General features: G+C 70.9%; 14 protein-coding genes. 10 read left to right on the forward strand and 4 right to left on the reverse strand.

What is annotated here, in order from left to right:
• Positions 1–4: 4 nt before the first annotated feature.
• The 6 genes from dprA (at position 5) to HLH21_RS06220 (ending at position 9665) form a co-directional block, all read left to right on the forward strand.
• Positions 5–1201 (forward strand): DNA-processing protein DprA, encoded by a 1197-nt coding sequence (gene dprA / locus HLH21_RS06195; RefSeq protein ID WP_182942403.1) that lies wholly within the window; start codon positions 5–7, stop codon positions 1199–1201.
• Positions 1198–3933, forward strand: coding sequence for a type I DNA topoisomerase (gene topA / locus HLH21_RS06200; protein WP_182942405.1), 2736 nt, complete (start codon positions 1198–1200; stop codon positions 3931–3933). Before dprA ends, topA begins: the two co-directional genes overlap by 4 nt.
• A gap of 2 nt (positions 3934–3935) precedes the next feature.
• Positions 3936–6263, forward strand: a complete 2328-nt coding sequence (locus HLH21_RS06205) for a ribonuclease R family protein (protein WP_182942407.1) — start codon at positions 3936–3938, stop codon at positions 6261–6263.
• A gap of 32 nt (positions 6264–6295) precedes the next feature.
• Complete coding sequence (locus HLH21_RS06210; protein ID WP_182942409.1) at positions 6296–7975, forward strand: S41 family peptidase; 1680 nt, start codon at positions 6296–6298, stop codon at positions 7973–7975.
• Positions 7976–7981: 6 nt separating this feature from the next.
• On the forward strand, positions 7982–8320 hold the full coding sequence (locus tag HLH21_RS06215; RefSeq protein ID WP_182942411.1) for a DUF1491 family protein: 339 nt from the start codon (positions 7982–7984) through the stop codon (positions 8318–8320).
• 214 nt (positions 8321–8534) lie between these two features.
• On the forward strand, positions 8535–9665 hold the full coding sequence (locus HLH21_RS06220) for an OmpA family protein (protein ID WP_182942413.1): 1131 nt from the start codon (positions 8535–8537) through the stop codon (positions 9663–9665).
• Positions 9666–9790: 125 nt separating this feature from the next.
• Here HLH21_RS06220 and cysK read toward each other — a convergent pair whose 3' ends face one another.
• On the reverse strand, positions 9791–10780 hold the full coding sequence (cysK, locus tag HLH21_RS06225; protein ID WP_182942415.1) for a cysteine synthase A: 990 nt from the start codon (positions 10778–10780) through the stop codon (positions 9791–9793).
• 155 nt (positions 10781–10935) lie between these two features.
• Between cysK and HLH21_RS06230 the strand changes: the two genes are divergently transcribed.
• Positions 10936–11385, forward strand: coding sequence for an RrF2 family transcriptional regulator (locus HLH21_RS06230; protein WP_182942417.1), 450 nt, complete (start codon positions 10936–10938; stop codon positions 11383–11385).
• Positions 11386–11419: 34 nt separating this feature from the next.
• Here HLH21_RS06230 and HLH21_RS06235 read toward each other — a convergent pair whose 3' ends face one another.
• Positions 11420–11953 (reverse strand): Ig-like domain-containing protein, encoded by a 534-nt coding sequence (locus tag HLH21_RS06235; RefSeq protein WP_182942418.1) that lies wholly within the window; start codon positions 11951–11953, stop codon positions 11420–11422.
• Between the two features lie 349 nt (positions 11954–12302).
• On the opposite strand from HLH21_RS06235, the gene HLH21_RS06240 reads away from it, so the two are divergent.
• The 3 genes from HLH21_RS06240 to HLH21_RS06250 all read left to right on the forward strand — a co-directional run bounded on the left by HLH21_RS06240 (position 12303) and on the right by HLH21_RS06250 (position 16053).
• Positions 12303–12842, forward strand: a complete 540-nt coding sequence (locus HLH21_RS06240; protein WP_182942420.1) for a hypothetical protein — start codon at positions 12303–12305, stop codon at positions 12840–12842.
• A 130-nt stretch (positions 12843–12972) separates the two neighbouring features.
• Positions 12973–15018 (forward strand): DNA topoisomerase IV subunit B, encoded by a 2046-nt coding sequence (gene parE / locus HLH21_RS06245; RefSeq protein ID WP_182942422.1) that lies wholly within the window; start codon positions 12973–12975, stop codon positions 15016–15018.
• Between the two features lie 81 nt (positions 15019–15099).
• Entirely contained in the window at positions 15100–16053 is a 954-nt protein-coding gene (locus tag HLH21_RS06250; RefSeq protein WP_182942424.1) for an EamA family transporter, read from the forward strand.
• Positions 16054–16068: 15 nt separating this feature from the next.
• Here HLH21_RS06250 and HLH21_RS06255 read toward each other — a convergent pair whose 3' ends face one another.
• Together HLH21_RS06255 and mutL are read right to left on the reverse strand one after the other, a co-directional pair.
• Complete coding sequence (locus HLH21_RS06255) at positions 16069–17580, reverse strand: NADH-quinone oxidoreductase subunit M (protein ID WP_182942426.1); 1512 nt, start codon at positions 17578–17580, stop codon at positions 16069–16071.
• A 116-nt stretch (positions 17581–17696) separates the two neighbouring features.
• Complete coding sequence (gene mutL / locus HLH21_RS06260; protein WP_182942428.1) at positions 17697–19580, reverse strand: DNA mismatch repair endonuclease MutL; 1884 nt, start codon at positions 19578–19580, stop codon at positions 17697–17699.
• Positions 19581–19622 lie beyond the last annotated feature (42 nt).

Here is a 19622-nt window from a genome sequence, read left to right on the forward strand (position 1 = left end):
GCCCGTGAACCCCCACCGGCCGCTGGCCGCCCACCTGCGCCTGGCGCGCACCGAGGGCGTCGGCCCGGTCGGCTATCGCAAGCTGCTGCTGGATTATGGCGACGCCGAAGCGGCGCTGGCCGCCCTGCCCGCCCGCGCCCGGGCGGCCGGGCGGGCGGCCCGCCTGCGTATCCCCCCGCCGGACGAGATCGAACGCGAAATCGCCGGCACCGCCGCCATCGGCGGACGGATCCTGGTCCTGGGCGACCCGGACTATCCCGCCCTGCTGGCCGACCTCCACGACGCGCCGCCCATCCTGTCGGTGCTGGGCGATGCGGCGCGGCTGGGCGGGCGCGCCGTCGCCATCGTCGGCGCCCGCAACGCCTCGTCGGGCGGCGCGCGCATGGCCGAAAGCCTGGCGGCCACCCTGGCGGCGCAGGGGGTTGCGATCGTCTCGGGCCTGGCGCGGGGCATCGACGCCGCCGCCCATCGCGGCGCCCTCCATGGCGGCATTTCGGGCGCGGGGGTCACGATCGCGGCCATCGCCGGCGGCCTGGACCGCCCCTATCCGCCCGAACACGCAGAATTGCAGAACGCGATCGCCCGCCACGGCGTGGTGGTGACCGAAACGCCACTGGGCATCGCCCCGCAGCAGGGCCATTTCCCCCGCCGCAACCGCCTGATCGCCGGCCTGTCGCTGGGCTGCGTGGTGATCGAGGCCGCGTTGCGCTCGGGCAGCCTGATTACCGCCGACATGGCGGTCAATTACGGCCGCACGCTGTTCGCCGTCCCCGGATCGCCGCTGGATCCGCGCTGCCGGGGCAGCAACGACCTGCTGCGGCGGGGCGCGGTGCTGACGGAAAACGAACAGGACGTGCTGGCCGAACTGCCCCCCGCGCCGGTGGCCCGGCCGCCGGCTCCGGGCGCGTCCGGCCCCCCCGCACAGGAAACGAACGCGGGCAAGACGCCCCTTCCCCGGCCCCCTTCGGGGCCCGGGGACATGCGCGACGCAATCCTGTCCCTGCTGTCTTTCACGCCAACGCCGGTTGACGATCTTGTACGGCGCTGCCAGTTCTCGGCATCGGCTATCCTGACCGCGCTGTCGGAGCTGGAGCTGGCGGGCGACGTCGAAACCCTTCCGGGGGGAAGCGTCGTGCTGCCATCCGCCCCCACCGACACCGGCCGGCCCTGGAACGAGATGCGTGATCCGGAGACAGAATGACTGACGTCGTCGTGGTCGAATCGCCTGCCAAGGCGAAGACGATCAACAAGTATCTGGGGGACGGATTCACGGTTCTCGCCTCGTTCGGCCATGTCCGCGACCTGCCGCCGAAGGACGGAAGCGTCCGCCCGGACGAGAATTTCGCCATGGACTGGGAATCCGACGAGCGCGGCAACCGCCAGATCACGGCCATCGCCAAGGCCCTGCGCGGGGCCCGGCACCTGTACCTGGCCACCGATCCGGATCGCGAGGGCGAGGCCATCTCGTGGCATGTCCGCGCGGTGCTCGAGGAGCGGAACCTGCTGAAGGGGGTGGACGTCCAGCGCGTCACCTTCAACGAGATCACCAAGACCGCCATCCGCGCGGCGATGGCCCAGCCGCGCGACCTCGACCAGCCGCTGATCGAGGCGTACATGGCGCGCCGGGCGCTGGATTACCTGGTGGGCTTCACCCTGTCGCCGGTGCTGTGGCGCAAGCTGCCGGGCTCGCGCAGCGCGGGGCGCGTGCAATCGGTGTCGCTGCGCCTGATCTGCGAGCGCGAAGCCGAGATCGAAGCCTTCCGCAGCCGCGAATACTGGACCGTCGCCGCCCAGTTCACCACGCCCGGCGGCGCGCCCTTCACCGCGCGGCTGACGCATCTGGCCGGCCGCAAGCTGGACCAGTTCGACCTGCATGACGAGGCCGGGGCCATGGCGGCGAAGGCCGCCGTCGAGGCCGGCCGCTTCGCCGTCCGCTCGGTCGAACGGCGCAAGGTCCGCCGCAACCCGCCGCCACCCTTCACGACCTCGACCCTGCAGCAGGAAGCCTCGCGCAAGCTGGGCATGGGCGCGCAGGCCACCATGCGTACCGCGCAGCAATTGTACGAAGGCATCGACCTGGGCGGCGAGACGGTCGGCCTGATTACCTACATGCGAACCGACGGCGTGCAGATGGCCGGCGAGGCCATCGCCGCCATCCGCACCCATATCGGCGAGAGCTTCGGCGCGCCCTACGTGCCGGACAAGGCGCGGATCTATTCCACCAAGGCCAAGAACGCGCAGGAAGCGCACGAGGCGATCCGCCCCACCGAAATCACCCGCACGCCCGCCAGCGTCGCCCGCCACCTGACGGACGACCAGCGGCGGCTGTACGAGCTGGTCTGGAAACGCTCGGTCGCCAGCCAGATGCAGTCGGCCGAACTGGACCAGGTCATCGTCGAGATCGCGGACGACGCCGGCGCGGCCGGCCTGCGCGCCACCGGCTCGATGATCGCCTTCGACGGGTTCCTGAAGCTGTACAGCGAAGGCCGGGACGACGCCGGCCAGAAGGACGAGCAGGACGACGACAGCCGGATGCTGCCGCCGATGCGCGAGCGCGATCCGCTGAAGACCGGCGACGTCGCCGCCGAACAGCATTTCACCCAGCCGCCGCCCCGCTATTCTGAAGCGTCGCTGGTCAAGAAGATGGAAGAAATCGGGATCGGCCGGCCATCGACCTATGCCTCGATCCTGTCGGTGCTGCGCGACCGCAACTATGTGCGCCTCGACGCCCGCCGCTTCGTCCCCGAGGATCGCGGCCGGCTGGTCACGGCGTTCCTGACCTCGTTCTTCGAACGCTATGTCGACACGCAGTTCACGGCGGGGCTGGAGGAGCAGCTTGACGACATCTCGGGCGGGCGGGCCGACTGGCGCGACGTCATGTCGGCCTTCTGGCAGGATTTCTCGCGCGCGGTGGACCAGACGAAGGATCTGAAGATCTCCGACGTCATCAACGCGCTGGATGCCGACCTGGCCCCCCATTTCTTCCCCGCCCGGCCCGACGGCGGCGACCCGCGCGTCTGCACCGCCTGCGGCACCGGCCGGCTGGGGCTGAAGCTGGGGCGGTACGGGGCGTTCATCGGCTGTTCCAACTACCCCACCTGCCAGTTCACCCGCCGCCTGGTGGTGGACCCCAAGGAGGAGGGCGAGGCCGACACGCTGAAGGACGGGATGCGCGTCCTGGGCCAGTCCCCGGCCGGCGAGGACGTGACCGTGCGGCGCGGCCCGTGGGGGCTGTACGTCCAGCAGGGCGAACCCGACCCCGAGGACAAGAAGGCCAAGCCCCGGCGCGCCACCATCCCGCGCGGGATCGAAGGCGACAAGATCACGCTGGACCAGGCGCTGGGCCTGCTGTCCCTGCCCCGCCTCGTCGGCACCCACCCCGACACCGGCGAGCAGATCGAGGCCGGGCTGGGCCGCTTCGGCCCGTATGTGAAGATGGGCGCGGTCTACGGATCGCTGGACAAGGATGACGACATCCTGACCGTCGGGCTGAACCGTGCGGTCGATGTGCTGGCGCGCAAGCTGGCCTCGGTCCGCACCATTGCGCCCCACCCCAAGGACGGCGAGCCCGTCATCGTGCGAAAGGGCCGCTTTGGCCCCTATATCCAGCACGGCCAGATGGTGGCCAACGTGCCGCGCGGCGAGGCCATGGAGGACGTGACGCTGGAGCAGGCGGTGGCGCTGCTGGCCGAAAAGGGCAAGCCGCTGAAGCCAAAGGGCAAGGCCGCCGCGAAAAAGACGCCCACCCGCCGGACCAAGGCCGCCGCGGCCGACGCCGATGCGCCGAAGAAGGCGGCCGCCCCCCGCAAGGCCGCGCCCAAGAAGGCCGCGACCACCAAGACCAAGGCCGCAGCCAAAGCAGCCACCAAGACGACAACCAAGACGGGGACAACGACGCGGACACGGCGCGCGGCGGCCAGCGAGGCCGGTTGAGCATGGGGGGACGGGACCTGACCGACCCGCCGCCCGACCGCCTTCCGCCCGCCTCCCCGCACCCCGCGGACGGCCTGCCGGACCGCGAGGCCCTGCGGCGCTTCATCACCGAGTCCGCCGGCCGCGTCGGCAAGCGCGAGATCAGCCGCGCCTTCGGGCTGGGCCCCCAGCACAAGGCCGCCCTGCGCGCGCTGCTGCGCGACCTGGCGCTGGAGGGCACGCTGGTCCCGGCCGGGGCCAAGCGGTTCCGGGCATCCTCGGCGCTGCCCGAGGCCACGGTGGTGCAGGTCACCGGCACCGACCCGGACGGCGACCCGGTGGCGCGCCCCGTCGCCTGGGACGGCGACGGGCCTGCCCCGGTGGTCTTCATGCATCCCGAGCAGAAGGGCCGCCCGGCGCTGGCCCCGGGCGAACGCGTGGTGGCGCGGCTGAAGCGCCTCGGCCCCGGCCGGTACGAGGGCCGGACCCTGCGCCGGCTGACCGACGCGCCGGGTCGGATCGTCGGCCTGTTCCGCCCTGCTCCCACGACCGACGACGCCCCGCCCCGCCTGCGCGCCGAGGCCGGTCGCGTCACCCCGGCCGACAAGCGGTCGAAGGCCGAATGGATCGTCCCGGCGGGCGAGACGCTGGGGGCGGAGGCGGACGAGATCGTCGTCGCCGAACCCCTGCCGCAGGCTGGGCCGGGCCTGAAATCGGCGCGAATCGTCGAACGGCTGGGCCGCATGGGCGACCCGCGATCGGTCAGCCTGCTGGCCATCCACACCCACGGCATTCCTCACACCTTCCCCGCCGAGGCGCTGGCCGAGGCCGAGCGCGCGCGCGGCGTCTCCGCCACCGGCCGCGAGGATCTGCGCGCGGTGCCGCTGATAACCATCGACGGCGCCGACGCGCGCGATTTCGACGACGCGGTCTATGCCGAGCCCGACGGCGACGGTTTCCGCCTGATCGTCGCCATCGCCGACGTGGCGCATTACGTCCGCCCCGGATCGGCCCTGGACCGCGAGGCCCAGCGGCGCGGCAATTCGGTCTATTTTCCCGACCGGGTGGTCCCGATGCTGCCCGAGGCGCTGTCGAACGGCTGGTGTTCGCTACGCCCCGGCGAGGAGCGCGGCTGCCTGTTCGCCGAAATCCATATCGATGCCGCCGGCGCCAAGACCCGCCATCGCTTCGGGCGCGGCCTCATGCGTAGCGCCGCCCGCCTGACCTACGAGCAGGCCCAGGCCGCCGGCGAAGGGGCCGCCGACGAGGGGACGGCGGACGAAAACCAGCCGGAGACCGGCCTGCCGGACGGGCTGATCGCCACGCTGTTCGCGGCATGGCGCGCCCTGTCGACGGCGCGGGCGCGACGTGGCACGCTGGACCTTGACCTGCCCGAGCGTGTGGTGCGATTCGACCCCCAGGGGCAAATCGCCTCCATCGACCCGCGGCCCCGTTACGACAGCCATCGCCTGATCGAGGAATTCATGGTGCTGGCCAACGTCGCCGCCGCCGAGGAACTGGACCGCCGCCGCCGGCCGTGCCTGTACCGCATCCATGCCCCGCCCTCGCCCGAGCGGGCCGAGGCGATGCGCGACAGCCTGTCCACGCTGGGCTACGACCTGCCGCCGGTGGGGGCGATGCGGGCGCGCGACCTGGACGCGGTGCTGGATCGCGCGTCGGGCACCGACGCCGCCGGCCTGGTCAACGAGACGATCCTGCGGGCGCAGAGCCAGGCGGAATACAGCCCCGACAACATCGGCCATTTCGGCCTGGCCCTGCCGGCCTACGCCCATTTCACCAGCCCGATCCGCCGCTATGCCGATTTGATGGTCCACCGCGCGCTGGTCGGCATGGGCGCCACCCCGCCCGACGGCCTGCCCGCCGCCGACGCCGCCCGGCTGGACGAGATTGGCGCGCAGGTCAGCGCGACCGAGCGCCGCGCCGCCCTGGCCGAGCGCGAGACGACCGAACGCTATGTCGCCGCCTGGCTGGGCGGGCAGGTCGGATGCGAATGTGACGGTCATGTGTCCGGCATAACCCGGTTCGGCCTCTTCGTGACGTTGACGCAGACCGGCGCCACGGGTCTGGTACCGCTTTCCACCCTGTCCGACGATGTCTGGATGTACGACGAATCGACCCAAACCCTGCGTGCGCGCCCCCAGCACGGCCAACAGGGCAGCCAAAAGGGCGGCATGCGCTTTCAACTGGCCCAGAAGGTGACGGTCCGCCTGGTCGAGGCGACGCCGGTGACCGGCGGCCTGCTGTTCGCGCTGGCCGGCCCGCAGGCCCCGCCGGCGCGCCCCCCCGGGGCACGCGGGTCGCGCCATCCGCGTGGCGCACGCCCGCGCTGATGCGCCCCCGGACATCCCCCGTTCCGGCGGGCATGGCCCCGTCCCGCCCGCGCGGGACGGCACGGCGGGGCGCGCCCTTCGCGCGGGCGGCGCGGCACATCGCCCTGATCCTGATCGTGATGCTGCTGGTTGCGCCCGTCTCCGCCCACGCCGACCCGGCCGCCGCCCTGCCGACCGTCCCCGGAACACAGCCAGCCCCCGATGCCCAGCAAGCATCGGGGGCGCAGCAAGCGTCCGCGGCGCAGCCGGCGCTGGATTCGGACCAGATGAACGCGGTCATCGGCGCGGCGCTGGCCTTCCTGACACCCCGCACGCTGGACAGCCACAGCGCGCGCGAATTCTGCCTGTGGGGCCTGAACGGGCTGGGCGCGATCGACCCTTCCCTGGCGGTCAATGCCCAGGACGGACGGGTGCGGCTGTCGCTGGCGCAGGACACGCTGCTGGTGCTGCCCGCGCCGCCCGACACCGACCAGGGCGGCTGGACCGCCCTGGCCGTCCGCCTGATGCAGGCCGCGTGGGCGCGGTCCGCCCCGATGCGCGACGCCGGGGCGGACGGCACGCTGCAAGGCTTCTTCGACGAGCTGTTCAACCATATGGACCCGTATTCGCGCTACGTGGCCCCGTCGCCCGCCACCACCGACCGCGACATCCGCACCGGCGGCACGGCGGGCGCGGGCCTGACGCTGGGCCATGACGCGCGCTCCATCCTGATTACCGGGGTCAATGCCAACGGGCCGGCCTGGCCCGTCGGGCTGTCCAGCGGCCAGCGGCTGTATGCCGTCAACGGCCGTTCGACCCGCGACCAGACGCCCGCGACCGTCAGCCAGTGGCTGCTGGGCGACGTCGGCAGCAAGGTCACGCTGCTGGTGGGCGACGAGCGGACACGGCGCACAATCGTGCTGCGCCGCGCCTCGGTCCCGCCCGAGACGGTCTTCGCCTACGCCAGCAACCATACCGTCGTGATCCGCGTCACCGCCTTCTCGGCCGACACTGCCGAGGAAATGAGCCAGTATCTGGACCAGGCCTCCGACGACCCGCATCTGCGCGGGCTGGTGCTGGACCTGCGCGGCAACCGGGGCGGGGTGCTGCAACAGGCGGTGACGACCAGCGCGCTGATGCTCGACCGGGGGGTCGCCGCGATCACCCATGGGCGCGACCCGCAGGCCAACCATATCTGGGCGGTGCAGGGCGGCGACATGACCGGCGGCGCGCCGATCGTGATCCTGGTGGACGGGCGGACCGCAAGCGCCGCCGAAATCCTGGCCGCCGCCCTGGCCGATCACCGCCGCGCGGTGGTCGTCGGCAGCACCACGCTGGGCAAGGGCCTGGTGCAGACCATCGGCCAGATGCCCGACGGTGGTGAATTGTTCGTGACCTGGAGCCGCGTCCTGGCCCCGCAGGGCTGGCCGCTGCAAGGGCTGGGCGTCATGCCGCAGATCTGCACCAGCCGGGGCGAGGCCGACCTGGAACGGCAATTGCAGGACCTCGCCGCCGGCACGGTGGACATGCGCGACGCGGTCCAGGCCGCGCGGGCCGCGCGCTTTCCGCTGCCGGTGTCGCGCATCCTGGACATCCGCAAGGCCTGCCCGGCGGCGATCGGCACCGATTCCGACCTCGACGCCGCGCGGTCGCTGATCGACAATCCGGCGGAATACCGCGCGGCCCTGACCGCGATCCCCGACGACGTCGCCTATGCCCCCCAGGCCGAGTAGGACCCCATGACCGAAGCCCGCCTGCGGACCGGCCTGTGGGCCGCCGCCGTGATCCGCCATGCGAACCAGACCGGCCATCCCGCGATGGTCCTGCGGCGCGGCGACGCCGACGCGGGCGGCGTGCTGGCCGTCCTGCTGGGCCGCGACGGCCGACTGTCGGTGCTGGGCCAGACCCGCGCGCCCGACGGCCGTCCGGCCTGGATCAGGGGCACCGGGGCCGACCCGGTCGACCAGCAGACCGCCGACGCCTACATCGCCCGGCAGGTCGGGCGCGACCCCGACCTGTGGGTCCTGGAATTCGACGCCCCCGACCTGGTTCCGCCCTTCGAGGCCCTGCTGATCTGACGGCCCCGCAGTGTGTCCACCGGCACACACTCCGCCGCCGCCATCACCATCGCGCCGCATTCGGCAGGCCGCATGGCACCTATGGATTGCCATAAGCCCATCTTTCGGCAAAAGAAGGCAGGGACTGGCAGCCCAATGGCAGCCCACCGGACCCTGTCGCATTCAGTCGCCCGGACATCATGCCGTCACGTCCGGCGAAGGGAGAGAAGAAATCATGAAATTGCGGCACGGACTGCTCACGGGGTCAATTCTGGCGGCGATGGCCGCCCTCGGTCCCGTCCTTTCCGTCGCCCCGGCATCTGCCCAGCCCGTCCAGGGGCTGTATGTCGCCGGTGAAGGCGGGGCCAGCTTCAACCAGGACCAGCGCGTCCGGTCGTCGCCGAACTTCCCCGACGGACGCGACAGCTACCATACCGGCGCCACCGGCATCGGCAGCGTCGGCTGGGGCCTGGGCAATGGATTCCGTGTCGAAGTCGAAGGCGACTACCGCAATAACGGGCTGAAGAGCTTCGGCTCATCCGGCGAGGGCCACGGACGCCAGCAGACCTATGGCGTCATGGCCAACGCCCTGTTCGACCTGGATATCGGCAAAAGCTGGCTGTACCCGTATTTCGGCGCCGGCATCGGCTATGCGTGGCAGGCGATGAACGCCGGCGTGACCGCGCCGGGCTTCAGCCAGCAGATCGGCGGCACCTTCGGCAATTTCGCCTATCAGGGCATGTTCGGCCTGGCGTTCCCGGTGCCCTGGGTGGTCGGCCTGTCGGCAACGGCGGAATACCGGTTCTGGACGATGCTGGGCCCGCAGTCGCACGGCGCGCGGTCGGTCGGCACCGTCGGCGGCTATGACAGCGTCAAGGAATTCGGCGTTGCGACCGGCAACCGCAGCACCATGACCGATTTCAACCATTCGCTGATGCTGGGCCTGCGCTACGAATTCAATCCCGCGCCGCCGCCCCCGCCGCCCGCGCCCGAGCCGGCCGCCCCCGCCCCGACGCAGAGCCGCACCTATCTGGTGTTCTTCGACTGGGACAAGGCGGTGCTGACCGACCGCGCGCGCGCCATCGTGGCGACGGCGGCCCAGGCCTCGACCCACACCGGCACGACGCGGATCGAAGTCGACGGCTATACCGACAATTCGGCCGCCCATCCCGGCCCGCGCGGCGCGCGCTACAACATGGCGCTGTCCTTGCGCCGCGCCCAGGCGGTCCAGGCCGAACTGGTCCGCGACGGCGTGCCCGGCACGGCGATCGACATCCACGGCTTCGGCGAGACCCACCCCCTGGTGCCCACCGCCCCCAACACGCGCGAACCCCAGAACCGGCGCGTGGAAATCATCCTGCACTGACGCCACAGGGAGACGCGCCAAGCGCGTTTCCGAGCACTGGAGCGGAGCGGCCTTCATGGCCGTGAGCACCAGCGCGCAGGAAACGCGCGTCGGATCGCCGGCAAAATGCGTTTACAGACCGATTTTCAGGCGAGGCCGGTAAAGAGGGAGGTGGACAGGTACCGCTCGGCGAACGAGGGCGCGATGACGACGATCGTCTTGCCCTTGTTTTCCGGGCGCTCGGCCAGCTTCAGGCCGGCATGCAGCGCCGCCCCCGACGAAATGCCGATCGGCACGCCGTCCAGCCGGGCGCAGCGCCGGGCGGCAGCGATCGCCTCGCGCTCGGACACCGTCAGCACGCCGTCCAGCGCGGCCAGATCCAGTGTCTGCGGGCAGAAGCCCGGACCGATGCCCTGGATACCGTGCGGCCCGGCCTCGTCGCCGTTCAGGATCGCGCTTTCGACCGGCTCCACCCCGTAGACCTCCAGCCCTTCCTTGCGGGGCTTCAGCGCGTGGGCGATGCCGCTGGCGGTGCCGCCGGTCCCCACGCCCGCCACCACGATGTCCACCGCGCCGTCGGTGTCCGTCCAGATCTCCTCGGCCGTCGTCGCGCCATGGATGGCGGGGTTGTCGGGGTTGTCGAACTGGCGCGGCATCCAGGAATTCGGCGTCTTCTTCAGGATGTCCTCGGCCCGGGCGATGGCCCCGGCCATGCCCAGCCGCGCCGGCGTCAGCTCCAGTTGCGCGTCCAGCAGGCGCAGCATCTTGCGCCGTTCCATCGACGCACCCTCGGGCATCGTCACGATCAGCCGATAGCCGCGCGCCACCGCGACAAAGGCCAGCGAAATGCCGGTATTGCCCGATGTCGGCTCGACCAGCACCGTCTTGCCCGGCGTGATCTCGCCCCGCCGTTCGGCGGCCAGCACCATCGCCGCCCCGATCCGGTCCTTCACCGACGCCAGCGGGTTGAAGAATTCCAGCTTCAGCAGGATGCGGCTGGCGACCTCATCCTCGCGGGTCAGGTGGGGCAGCGCCACCAGCGGCGTCCCCCCGACCGTCTCGACGATCGACTCGTACACCCGCCCCCGGGGGGGTGCCAGACCCATCCGGCCGTCCGCCGCCACCGTTTTGTTCATGTTCGCGTCTCTCCTCGAATCCCATGTCGTGAATTTAATCGTAATCCCCGACATAATCCACCATCACACCAAACAGAAGCGTGGATCATCGCCGCCGATCCTGTTAGGTTTCGCCCGATCGTACGACGACAACAACAGGACAAGGGGTCAGGGGCATGCTTCTTCGGCGTGACAGGGCGATGATTGCGGTGCTCATCATGCTGGACGTCGCGTTCCATGCCGGACGCAGCGGCACGGTCAGCGCCGCCGACATCGCCGAGCGCGCGGGCCTGGCCCGACGCGGCATCGAACCCCTGCTCCAGACGCTGTCGCGCTCCAATCTTCTGGAAAGCGTGCGCGGACCGCGCGGCGGCTATCGCCTGGGCCGGCCCCGGCGCGACATCACCCTGGCCGACATTGTCGAGATCGCGACCGCCGACGATTCGTCATCCGACGACGGGCCGGCCGGCGCGCTGTTCGCCCGCGTGGTCGAGCCCTGCTGGCAGAAGCTGGATGACGCGGTGGCCGTGCAGTGCCGGAAGCTCAGCCTGGACGATCTGGTCCGGCGCGCCGAATCCAGCGGCATGCGCCGCCCGCTGGCCGAACCGATCTCCTTTTCGATCTGACGTCCCGGCCCGACTGGACCGGGACCGTAGCGCATCAATGCTTGGTCGTGGCCTTGCGGCGGCGCGCGGACGTCGCGGCCGGCTTGGCGGACGGCGCCGGGGCGGTGACGGCCGGCACCGGAACCACCACGCCGGTGGCGTCCACGGTCGCGGTGACCGCCAGATAGTCGCGCGGCAGGCCCGCGCCACGGATCAGCGTCACCGTGAACCGATCCTGCCCGGCATAGGCCGTATTGGGCGTATAGGTCACATAAGTGTGATTATTGTAATTATAGATGAACGCCTTGCCGTGCTCCGGCGCGGGCGACACCCCGAACGAGGCGTAGGCCCGCTCGCCGGACTGCTGGACGAGAACGCCGCAATTGCCGTCGTCGCTGCGGACGGTCATCGTCGCGGTCATCTGGCCCGGCGACGCCGAGCGCACCGGCCCGACCTGGCACACCGCCGAACGCTTGAGGTAGCCGAACGGATTGGCGGGTCCCCCCGCCTGAGGCATCGGCTTGTTCACACACCCGGCCAGCAGGGCGCCTGCCGTGACCAGGATTGCAGAAGACAGTCGCACTCGCACTCGTCGGCTCCGCTCGTTCAATGTCGTCCGCACCCCGCCAGGGAGCGCGTCACCGGCATTCGCTCTAGAACAATGGCGGCCGGCACGAAAGGCCTAACCGCCGCCGCGTCCGCGCCCCCCCACCCAAATCCTTGCGAGTCGGCGACCGTCGCGATAGAAGCCGTGCCAGGCCCGGTCCGCCCCGCGGACGGCACGGGACGCGGGCCGGACGGCAGAATTCGGTTGCCAACGCCATGGGCAAGGTTATTCTTGCTATTCTAGATGCCTAGAACGCCTGGTTCACATACCGGTTCATGTGGCAGGTCACGGGTCCGGTACTGCGTTTCGCTCGGTCTGGAGAATCCATACGATGTCTTTCTCGATTTGGCGCGTCGCCGTGGCTGGCCTGGCCCTTGCCGGCCTTGTGAACGGCGAGGCCGCATTCGCCGCCACGCAATGCACGTCCTCGCCCGCGCATGAGGCGTTCGACGTGCAGGGCCTCAAGAGCGAACTGATGGTCACCGCGCTGTCGTGCAACGTGCAGGACAAGTACAACGCCTTCGTCGGCAAGTTCCGCGCCAGGCTGCTCGCCGAGGAAAATACGCTGAATGCGTATTTCCACACGACCTACGGCCGCGCCGCCCAGCGCGAGCATGACGACTACATCACCCAGTTGGCCAACGTGCAGTCCGAGCGCGGGCTGAAATCCGGCACCGCGTTCTGCGACCAGCGCGTCGCCATGTTCGACGAGGTCGCGGCCCTCGAATCGTCGGCCGACCTGTCCAGCTACGCCCAGGCCAAGGACATCATCCAGCCGGCCTCGTACGAAACCTGCGCCGCCCCCGAGCGCGTGCTCCGCACCGAGGTGCGGACCCGCTACCGTCACGCGCGCGCCGCCGCACGCAGCTGAAGGACCCCGGCGGGGGACCGAACGGCGCCACGGCCGGGGCGGATGTCCCGGCCTTTTTTCATGCGGCGGCCCCTCGCCCGGCCGGTCGCCCGCTTGACAGGCGGCGGGGTGGCGGAACAAAGAACAGGACATGAACGACGATCTCTTCTCCTCGTCCCGCCCCAAACGGGACACCCACGCCCGCCCGGCCGCGCCCCCGGCGTCGGCACCGGTACCGGCGCGGGGCAACGACGGCGGAGAGTACGACGCCAGTGCCATCGAGGTGCTGGAGGGGCTGGAACCCGTCCGCCGCCGTCCGGGCATGTATATCGGCGGCACGGACGAGGCGGCGTACCACCATCTGGCCGCCGAGATCCTGGACAACGCGATGGACGAGGCCGTCGCCGGTCACGCCACCACCATCGACGTGACGCTGGAAGACGGCGACTGGCTGACGGTCCGCGACAACGGGCGCGGCATTCCCGTCGACCCGCATCCCAAGTTCAAGGACCGCTCGGCGCTCGAGGTCATCCTGACCACGCTGCATGCCGGCGGCAAATTCTCGGGCAAATCCTACGCCACCTCGGGCGGTCTGCACGGGGTGGGGTCGTCCGTGGTCAACGCCCTGGCCGCGCGCCTGGAAGTCGAGGTCGCCCGCGACCGCGCGGTCTGGCGGCAGGTCTACGAACGCGGCCACCCCGTCACCACGCTGGAAAAGATCGGCGCGACCCAGAACCGGCGCGGCACGCAGATCCGCTTCACCCCCGACCCGCAGATCTTCGGCCGGCTGCATTTCTCGCCCGCGCGGCTCTATCGCCTGTGCCGGTCCAAGGCCTATCTGTTCCGTGGCGTCACCATCCGCTGGTCGTGCGACCCGGCGCTGGTCCGCGACAGCGACATCCCGGCCGAGGCGGTGCTGCATTTCCCCGGCGGCCTGGCCGACAGCCTGCGTGACGAACTGGGCGCATCGGCCGCGCTGCTGACCGAAATCTGGTCCGGCGACGCCGACCTGCCGACCGCGCCCGACGGCGCCTCCACCGGGCGGATCGAATGGGCGGTGGCGTTCCTCGAATCGGGGGCGGCCAGCCTGTCGTCCTATTGCAACACCATTCCCACCCCGCTGGGCGGCACGCACGAGAACGGGTTCCGCACCGCCCTGCTGAAGGGCTTTCGCGCCTGGGGCGAACAGCGGTCGAACAAGCGCGCGGCGGCGATCAACGCCGACGACGTGCTGGGCGCCGTCGCGGCCAAGCTGTCGGCCTTCATCCGCGACCCGCAGTTCCAGGGCCAGACCAAGGAGAAGCTGACCTCGTCCGAGGCCAGCCGCCTGGTCGAGACCGCGCTGCGCGACCGGTTCGAACAATGGCTGGCCGGCCATCCGGCGCAGGCCGACAATCTGCTGGCCTTCATCATCGAACGCGCCGAGGAACGGCTGCGCCGCAAGGACCTGAAGGACACCCCGCGCAAGAGCGCCACCCGCCGCCTGCGCCTGCCGGGCAAGCTGACAGACTGCACGCGCGAAAACGCCGCCGACACCGAGATCTTCCTGGTCGAGGGCGACTCGGCCGGCGGATCGGCCAAGCAGGCCCGCAACCGCGAGACGCAGGCGGTGCTGCCCCTGCGCGGCAAGATCCTCAACGTCGCCAGCGCCTCGACCGAGAAGCTGCGCGCCAACCAGGAACTGCGCGACCTGGTCGAGGCCCTGGGCTGCGGCATCGGCGACCGGTTCGACGCCGCCCGCCTGCGCTACGGCCGGGTCATCATCATGACCGACGCCGACGTGGACGGCGCGCATATCGCATCCCTGCTGATGACGTTCTTCTATCGCGAACTGCCGGACCTGATCCGTCGCGGGCATCTGTACCTGGCGCAGCCGCCCCTGTACCGACTGACGCAGGGCGGCCGGACGGTCTACGCGATGGACGACCCCGACCGCGAACGGAAGCTGAAATCGGAATTCAAGCCCAATGCCCGCGTCGAGATCTCGCGCTTCAAGGGCCTGGGCGAGATGCCGCCGGGCGACCTGAAACAGACGACGATGGACCCCAAGCGCCGCACGCTGCTGCAGGTCGTCACCCCGCCCGAGGACCGCGCCCTGACCAGCGAGCGGGTCGAGCACCTGATGGGCCGCAAGGCGGAACTCCGCTTCCAGTTCATCCAGGACCACGCCCGTCTGGTCGATAATCTGGACGTCTGATATCCCATCCCGTCCGGGCGCCCCCGCCGCCCGGCCGGTCCGCATCGTGCGGCGCATCCACCCCGGGGCCGCAGGACACCGATGACCGCTTCCCCCCGCTCCTCCGCCCCTCATGGCGGCCCCGAACCCGATGGGCCGGGCGGCCGGCTGGTCGGCGTGCTTCTGGTCCTGGGCGGCATCATGTCGTTCCAGGTCGGCGGGTCCATGGCCAAGACGCTGTTTCCGCTGTTCGGGCCGCTGGGCACCGTCAGCCTGCGCCTGTGGGTCGCGGCGATCGTCCTGTGCCTCATCTCGCGGCCCTGGCGGGCGGCGCCCGACCGCGGCACCCTGCTGATCGTCGTCGGCTACGGCCTGTCGATCGGCCTGATGAACATGATGTTCTACCTGGCGCTGGACCGGCTGCCGCTGGGCATCGCCGTGGCGGTCGAATTCCTGGGGCCGCTGACGCTGACCTTCCTCGGGTCGCGCCGCCCGCGGGACATGGTGCTGATCGCCGTCGTGGTGCTGGGCCTGGTGCTGCTGCTGCAACCGGGGTCGATGCTGGATCGCCACGGGATCGACCCGGTGGGCGTGCTGTACGGCATGCTGGGCGCCGTGGCGTGGGGAACCTACATCCTGGCCGGGGCACGCATCAGCCACCGCATCGACGCAGCCCACGGGGCGGCCATCGGCCTGGCGGCCGGGGCGCTGGCGGTGACGCCGGTCTTCGTCCTGACCCTGCCGCGCGCCGCCGCCCACCCGCATGCGGCCCTGGTGGCCTGCGGGGTGGCTCTGCTGTCGTCGGCGCTGCCCTACACGCTGGAAATGCTGGCGCTGAAACGGTTGCAGGCGCGGGAATTCGGCATCCTGACCAGCCTGGACCCGGCGGTGGCGGCCCTGGCCGGGCTGGTGCTGCTGGGCGAATATCTCAGCCCCGCGCAATGGGCGGGCATCCTGTGCATCGTCACCGCATCGGTGGGCGGCGTGCTGCTCCGCCGCCCCGAAACCTCCTCCGCCGCCGATCGGCTGGAGCAGGAGGCCATTCCCGAAATCTGACGGGCGTGGCGGGCCTCAGCCCGCCGCCGGCCGCACCGGGCTGGCGGCCGCGGCGGCGGCCTGCGGCGGCGCGACGGCGCTGACCACCGCCGGGTCGAACACCCGCAGGAAGCTGGCGGGGTGGATGCCCATCCACAGCGTGACGATGGCGCACGGCACCAGCACCGCCAGTTCCGGCCCCGTCAGGTCGCGCAGCATGGCGACGACGCCGTGCCCGGCGCCGCCGAACATCACCCGGCGATACAGCACCAGCATATAGACCGCGCCCAGGATCATGCTGCTGCCGGCCAGGAACGCGACCCAGAACGAGACATGGATCGCGCCGACCATCACCAGCAGTTCGCCGACGAACGCCCCGGTGCCCGGCAGGCCGATATTGGCCATGACGAACAGCATCGCCAGCGTCGCCAGGACGGGCATCTTGTGGGCCACGCCCGAGAACGCCTCGATCGACCGGGTTTCCGCCCGCCACGACACGGCGGCGACGCAGAAGAACAGGGCCGCGATCACCACGCCATGCGACAGCATCTGGAAGATCGCGCCGTCGATTCCCTCGGGCGTCAGGGTGAACAGCCCGACCGCGATCACCCCCATGTGCGAGAACGAGGAATAGGCGATCACCCGCTTCATGTCCGTCTGCGCCAGCGCGATGATCGCGGCATAGATCACCGCGATGACGCCCAGCGTCAGCACATAGGGCGCGAACAGCCGCGCCGCGTCGGGAAACATCAGGATGCCGAAGCGCAGCAGCCCATAGGCGCCGGCCTTGGACAGCACGCCCGACAGCATGGCCGACGCCGGCGTGGGCGCTTCGGTATAGGCATCGGGCAGCCAGGCATGCAGGGGGAACAGCGGCAGCTTCACCCCGAAGGCCAGCACGAAGCCCAGCAGCAGCCAGCATTGCATGGCCTGCGGGAAATTCGCATGCATCAGCACGGGAATGTCGGTGGTGCCGGTGGCATTCCACATCGCCAACAATGCCAGCAGCATGAACAGCGACCCGCCGAAGGTGAACAGGAAGAACTGGATCGACGCCCAGATCCGCTTCGGCCCGCCCCACACGCCGATCATCAGGCTGCCGGGGATCAGCGTCGCCTCGTAGAAGACGTAGAACAGCACCAGGTCCAGCGCCGAGAATAGGCCCACCAGGGTGGTTTCCAGCAGCAGGACCGCGACCATGTAGTCGCGCACCCGGTTCGTCACCAGCTTCCACCCGCCGATGATCGACAGCGGCGTCAGGAAGGTCGCCAGCAGCACGAACAGGATGCTGATCCCGTCGACCCCGGCATGGTACGAAATCCCGAACGACGGCGCCCAGTCCAGCATCTGCACGAACTGGAAGCCCGGCTGATGCGGGTCGAATTCGATCCACATCACCACCGACAGCGCGAAGACCAGCAGGCTGGTCCACAGCGCCACCCAGCGCGACGCGCCTTCGACGGCCTCCGTGGTGCCCCGCGTCAGCAGGATGACAAGCGCACCGCCGAGCGGCAGGTACGTGACGAGGGGAAGCAGGATGGGATGCACGTCGGTCTCATCGTCCGTGAATGATGCGCGAAGCCTATCCCCCTTCCGGCAGGGAGGCCACCCATCGGCCGCTCACGTTCCGCCGAGGTGGAACATTCGCCCTTGCTTTTCGCCCCCTAGCGGCGGCCGAACATCCGTTCCAGGTCCGCCCGGCTCAGCTTCAGCCAGGTCGGCCGCCCGTGCGAGCAGGTGCCGGCGCGCGGCGTGCGTTCCATGTCGCGCAGCAGGGCGTCCATTTCCGCCCGGGTCAGGGCGCGGCCGGCCCGCACGCTGCCGTGGCAGGCCATGCGGGCGATGATGGCGTCCAGCCGCCCGTCCAGCGCCCGGACCTCGGCGGGGCCGGCCAGGTCGTCCTCGGCCAGTTCCTCGGCCATGTCGCGCAGCAGGCCGGCCGGGTCGTCGGTGCCCAGCAGGGCCGGCAGCGCCCGCACCAGCACCGCGCCGCCGCCGAACGATTCGATCTCGACTCCCAGCGCCGCCAGGGTGCCGGCGAAGGACAGCAGCACCTCCGCCTGCCCGCGCGGCAGGGTCACGATTTCGGGCAGCAGCAGGCGCTGCGCCCGTATGGTGCCGTCCAGATACTGCGCCCGCAGCCGTTCGTGGGTCAGCCGTTCATGGGCCGCGTGCTGGTCCACCAGCACCAGCCCCCCGTCGCCCGACACGGCGATGACATAGGTGCCCATCACCTGCGCCACCGCCGCCCCCAGCGGATAATCGGCCGGGTCGGACAGGACCGGATCGACCGGAACCGGGTCGGACGGGGCGGATGCCGTCGGGAACGGGGGCGGGGACTCGCCCGGCGGGTCCGACAGCATCCGCGCGGCGGGGCGGTCGCCCAGATCCAGCCGCGTCGCGGCCAGGCCGTCGGGCCGCGGCGGGAGGGGCGCCAGCGGGTCGGCGGCAGGCCGGTCGGGCGGCGGATACCAGATCCGCGCCGGGCCGGACGGCCGCGATTGCAGCAGGCCCGGCCGCACGCCCGCCGCCCCGGCGCCGCCCCCCAGCGCCCGGCCCAGCGCGCCGATCACCAGCCCCCGCACGGCGGCGGCATCGGCAAAGCGCAGTTCGGTCTTGGCCGGATGGACGTTGACGTCCACCTGGTCGGGCGGGATCGTCAACGACAGCGCCACCACCGCGTGCCGCCCCTGTTCGATCACATGGCGGTAGGCCACCCGCACCGCCGTCCGCAACACCAGATCGACGACCGGCCGGCCATTGACCAGCAGGATCTGCCCGGCCGCCGTGGCCCGGTGGACCGACGGGCCGCAGGCGAAACCGGTCAGGCCCAGGTCGCCCCGTCCCCCCTCGACCGCCAGCAGCCCGTCCGCGCCCTCGGCTTCCAGAATCGCGGCAACACGCGATTCCATGTCCTGCGCCGGCAGGTCGAACAGCACCCGGTCGTCCAGTTGCAGGCGGAACGCCACCTGGGGCACCGACAGGGCCAGGCGGCGCACCGTGATGTCGGCATGGCCGGATTCGACCCGGGGGCTCTTGAGGAATTTGCGGCGCGCGGGCGTGGCGAAGAACAGGTCCTCGACCACCACCCGCGTGCCGGGCGGGCCGGCGCAGGGTTCGGGCAGGCCGACCACGCCGCCCTCCACCGCGATCCGCCACGCGCTGTCGGCCCCATGCGGGCGCGAGACGACGCTCAGCCGCGCGGCCGCCCCGATGGACGGCAGGGCCTCGCCCCGGAACCCCAGCGTTTCGATCCGCACCAGCGTCTCGTCCCGCAGCTTGGAGGTGCAATGGCGCTCGACCGCCAGCAGCAGATCGTCCGGCGCCATGCCGCACCCGTCATCGACGACCTCGATCCGATCGATGCCGCCACGTTCCAGCAGGACGGCAATGCGGCGCGCGCCGGAATCGATCGCGTTTTCGACCAGTTCCTTCAGCGCGGCGGCCGGGCGTTCGATCACCTCGCCGGCGGCGATCCGGTTGACCACCTGTTCCGACAGGCGCCGGATGACCGGACGGGCGGGCAGGTGTGGCGAATCGGGCATCATGTCAGGATAAGGCAGATCGCCGCCACAGTGCGGATAAAGCGC

The sequence above is a fragment of the Gluconacetobacter johannae genome (assembly GCF_014174305.1).
GTDB lineage: Bacteria > Pseudomonadota > Alphaproteobacteria > Acetobacterales > Acetobacteraceae > Gluconacetobacter > Gluconacetobacter johannae.